This window comes from Intestinirhabdus alba (assembly GCF_009711095.1).
Lineage (GTDB): Bacteria > Pseudomonadota > Gammaproteobacteria > Enterobacterales > Enterobacteriaceae > Intestinirhabdus > Intestinirhabdus alba.
The window spans coordinates 1-3,844 of sequence record NZ_WMJZ01000084.1; the positions used below are offsets into that span (position 1 = coordinate 1).

Consider the following 3,844-nt stretch of genomic DNA (forward strand, 5'->3'; position numbering starts at 1 on the left):
ACGGAAGCGTTACCGCTGGATGTGCTTTACCGCTCAGAGACATGCCGACGAAAAGTTTATGATCCGACCACTGAGTCGCATGTGAGTACGGAAAGGGGGCTGAATCCCAGACAAATGGATCTCAGTCCAGCCGATAGTAACGGTGTTCGCAAAGCCCGCATCGCCCTTGACGGCGGAACAAAGTGTAGCTGGACGCTTAGTGGTATCAGGGTCGGAATACAGCTAGCTAAATCTTCAGCGCTGGTTCAAGGAAAAGACGATATTGCTGCAAATTATGTCTTTGATTTTGATGATGAGGGCTACAGTAATGCGTTTGGGAAGGGGAAGCCAAGAGAGATTAGCGGTAATTTGCATTTAGCTACAGATTTCTTTCCTGTCATTACCCATCACCTGGATGGAAAGATCTCTATTAAATTGTTTGGCGGAGATATTCGCTATGAGCAGTGGAATCGGTATTATCGTGTTTCCAACGTCAACAAAATACATATAAATCCGGTTGTTCACTTAAATAAAATTGTGACTATAACCCCCCCTAATCCCCCTCCTGGAGATCTTAACGTAACCTATCCAGATGGTAGTACTGGAAAGGCCCCCTATATATATCCAGATTATAAAAAATTGCTTTTGATGAGGTAGGTTTGTAGGCGATAGTTATATTCGCACAAGGATCTCAAGGAGATCCTTTTTACAACGTCGGCCTCCGAATTCGCTAGTTATATAAAATGCCACATTTTTCAGCCTCACCTCCACTGGGGTTATATTGAATGAGCGCTCGACGCTCTCAGGCGTCGAGCAGCTGCTGCCGTATTTGTCGCCGTTAGGCTGGGAACACATCAATTTGACTGACGATTATACAGGAATGCAACCGGATACCGGTAAACTTCGACGGCTGAAGCCAGCTAACGACAACAGGATCAGGAAACAGCCATAGGGTACGATAATTTTTATTACTCAAACTGCCCCCTGATACGACTTCTGGTTTCCGGCAATACAGCCAGCTACCCGCCAGGCGGCCGTTTATGACAGCCAGAGCATCGCCAGCCACGTCAGCCACAGCGCCGCCGTCGCGTACATCGTGCGCCGCAGTTGCCTTAACGCCCCCTGCTGTCGCTGCGTCAGGCTCAGCGACGCCAGCTGCTCACGCTGCCAGATCTCCGCCAGCGCCTCGCCCGCCCGCCGGTTGTTCTGTTCATCGATCAGCGCGAAGTAGCGCGCATCAAGCCACAGCCGCCAGCAGCCGAATCCAGCCGCGCCGCACCAGAGCGCGATAAGCGCACGCGCCGGGCCTGGCGCTACGGTCAGCAGGGTCCAGGCCATCGGCGGTGCAATAAAGAGCAGGATAAAGCGCCAGCTGGCCAGGGTCTGTCGCAGCAGGCGCAGCGGCAAATCATCGCTTTCAGTTACGTTGTCACTTCTGTTTTCCATTGTTGAAGCAGCTCCAGATGTTCTGCGGTAAAGACCGCCTGAGAACGCGCCCTGCACACCTGCGCCACCGCCTCCTGAACGTTCAGCTGCGGATTACGCCGCAGCAGCCAGGCGGCGGCCACCAGCGCGCTGCGCGAAAGCCCCAGCGCACAGTGGATCAGCACGCTGCCGTACTCGCGCCGCAGCCGTTCAACGCTCTCCACCGCCTGCTTCAGCTGCGCCATTTCCGGAACCACAAGATCCAGCATCGGGACGCCGCACCAGGCGGCGCGGCGCGTCGCTCTGGCCCGGGGAAACTCGCTGGTCAGATCCACCACCGCGCGCTGTTCGGGTGGACGCAGCGGGTAGCTTCCCAGAGAGACGCCTTCGGCCAGCGGGCTGACGACGGGCAGCCGTCGGGTATAGAGGCGCATAGACAGGGACATACCCAGACGCCAGGGCAGCAGCAGCCAGCGGACGGCGGGCGACAGCCGCCCGCTGACATCCTTTTGCAGCGCCCCGACGCCGCGCACTCCATAGGCCAGCGCGACCATCATCAGCGCCAGAGCGGGCCACGCCAGCCACGGCCAGCACAGCGCCGCCGCAGTGCAAACCAGCCCACCGCACAGGTAGCGCCCGGCCAGCGCCCGACGCCTGGCGTCGGCCCGTAGCGGTCGCGGCTCCTTCTCCATCGGTATCAGCCAGTCAATAAACATTCCGGCGGCCAGCCCGGTAATCACGTCGATGACGTGGTGCTGCCAGGTGGTCAGCACCGAGAGCGCGATCAGCAGAAACCAGCCGCCGTTCAGCCTGCGCCAGACGCCGGTCAGATGCTGGCTGAAATGACGCCACAGCAGCCAGCAGAGGATGATATGCAGCGAGGGCGACTGGTTATAAGGCAGATCAAACTGTTCAAGCTGCGCGAAAAGCCAGCCCGCAGCGCCGTGAACCTCCGGCCTGACGAAGGAAAAACGCAGCGGAAACAGCAGAAAACCGGCGCAGGCTACAAGCGAAGCCAGTACCAGACGGCATACCAGCCGCCGCTGTTCGCCACGGGTAGTGCAGACCAACAGCGACAGGCCGTACAGCAAATCCAGGCTCCAGTAGGGAAGGATCGTCAGCGGCAGAAACGGGATATACCGCTCCCAGCCAAACACCACGCTGCCTGTCCCTTCCCGCCCGGCGGTAAACTGGTTAACCTGGCCGTAGGTAAGGAAAAAAAAGGGGGCGAGCAGCAGCAGCCAGCCGACGCCCTGTAAAAACAGCGTGCGACGCTCGCTCATGAGGCGCGACGCACCGCCAGGGAGACGGTGAAAATTCCCCACTCGTCAATCAGCTGGGCACACTTATCAAACCCGGCCTCGCGGACCAGCGCGTCCATTTCCCCCTGGGTGCGCACGCGCATCACCCACGCCTTGCCGTCCTTATGGCTGGTCAGCGACCAGGCGATGGTTTTCAGCTGCGGGTGCCAGGGCTGCCCGGTATAGATCAGTACGCCGCCCGGTGCGATGGCCTCCGCCAGTCCGGCCAGCGAGTCACGCACCGGTCCGTTGTCAGGAAACAGTTCATACAGCCCGGAGACGATCCCCAGCGTTGGGTTCGGCGTCAGCGATGCCAGCTCGCCGCGGTTAAACGCATCTCCCCGCTCGAAGCGCGCCCGGTCCGCCATGCCGCGACTGGCGATCATCTCCTGACCTTTCGTCACGTTCAGCTCGCTGTAGTCGCGCAGCAAAATCGTCTCCACCGCTGCGTCCCCTTCCAGCGCATCCAGCACATAGCGACCATGTCCGGCGGCAATATCCACAACCCGCACCGGCGTACCCTGTTGCGTAAGCCGGACGACGGCCTGCTGGATCAGCGTCTGCAGATGAACCTTACGCTGGCGAATCCCCTTCCAGCCGACGCTGTTAAGATAGTTTTTGTCAATCAACCGTCCGAGCGCGCTGCTGCCCTGGGGCTGGTTGCGGTAAACATAATCCAGTGTACTGCCGGAGTCGAAGCCGGTTTCAAACCCCAGCCGCACGCCCGTCGACTGAGTTCCCAGCGCTTTCATGCCGTAGCGCAGGGCGCGATACCCAAGGTCATCGAGGGAAAACGGTGCCGGGCCGCCGTTCAGCAGCCGCCAGCTATCCGCTCCCGGACTCCAGCGATCCTCATGGGCGTAGTCAAAGCGCCGGGGCGGCTGGCCGTACAGGGTGTCGATAAAGCCGCGCATCTTATCAAACGCCAGCTGCCGCTCCTTTTCCCCCAGGGTGTCGTGGTAAAAGCCCGGCAGCACGTGCAGCTCCTTAAGCGGGCTGCGCAGCCGCTGATAGAACTCAAGCTGCGGCTGGCGATGCACCACGTAGTCTTCCCCGGACACCAGCAGCTGGGTGGGCAGCGTGATAGCACCGGCGTCGTGATGCGCCGCGCGATAAATGCGCCCATTTCCGTGAGATAA

Annotated in this window: 4 protein-coding genes; 1 reads left to right on the forward strand and 3 read right to left on the reverse strand. The window is 59.5% G+C overall.

From position 1 onward, the window contains the following. A partial coding sequence (locus GJV78_RS23875; protein ID WP_230979224.1) for a hypothetical protein occupies nt 1–636 on the forward strand: 636 nt, incomplete at its 5' end. A 381-nt stretch (nt 637–1,017) separates the two neighbouring features. On the opposite strand, the gene GJV78_RS22420 is transcribed toward GJV78_RS23875, so the two are convergent. From GJV78_RS22420 to GJV78_RS22430, 3 genes are all read right to left on the reverse strand, one after another. Beyond that, nucleotides 1,018–1,425 (reverse strand): hypothetical protein, encoded by a 408-nt coding sequence (locus GJV78_RS22420; RefSeq protein ID WP_155110271.1) that lies wholly within the window; start codon nt 1,423–1,425, stop codon nt 1,018–1,020. Continuing rightward, complete coding sequence (locus GJV78_RS22425; protein ID WP_155110272.1) at nt 1,401–2,687, reverse strand: phosphatase PAP2/dual specificity phosphatase family protein; 1,287 nt, start codon at nt 2,685–2,687, stop codon at nt 1,401–1,403. The genes GJV78_RS22420 and GJV78_RS22425 overlap by 25 nt, the downstream gene beginning before the upstream one ends. After that, nucleotides 2,684–3,844 (reverse strand): class I SAM-dependent methyltransferase family protein (locus tag GJV78_RS22430; RefSeq protein WP_209439281.1); only part of this gene is annotated, 1,161 nt, incomplete at its 5' end. The genes GJV78_RS22430 and GJV78_RS22425, both read right to left, overlap by 4 nt.

Bases quoted from the DNA above. Each gene is read 5' to 3' on its own strand.
- GJV78_RS22420 (WP_155110271.1), bottom strand. From the start codon at position 1,425: ATGGAAAACAGAAGTGACAACGTAACTGAAAGCGATGATTTGCCGCTG.
- GJV78_RS22425 (WP_155110272.1), bottom strand. From the start codon at position 2,687: ATGAGCGAGCGTCGCACGCTGTTTTTACAGGGCGTCGGCTGGCTGCTG.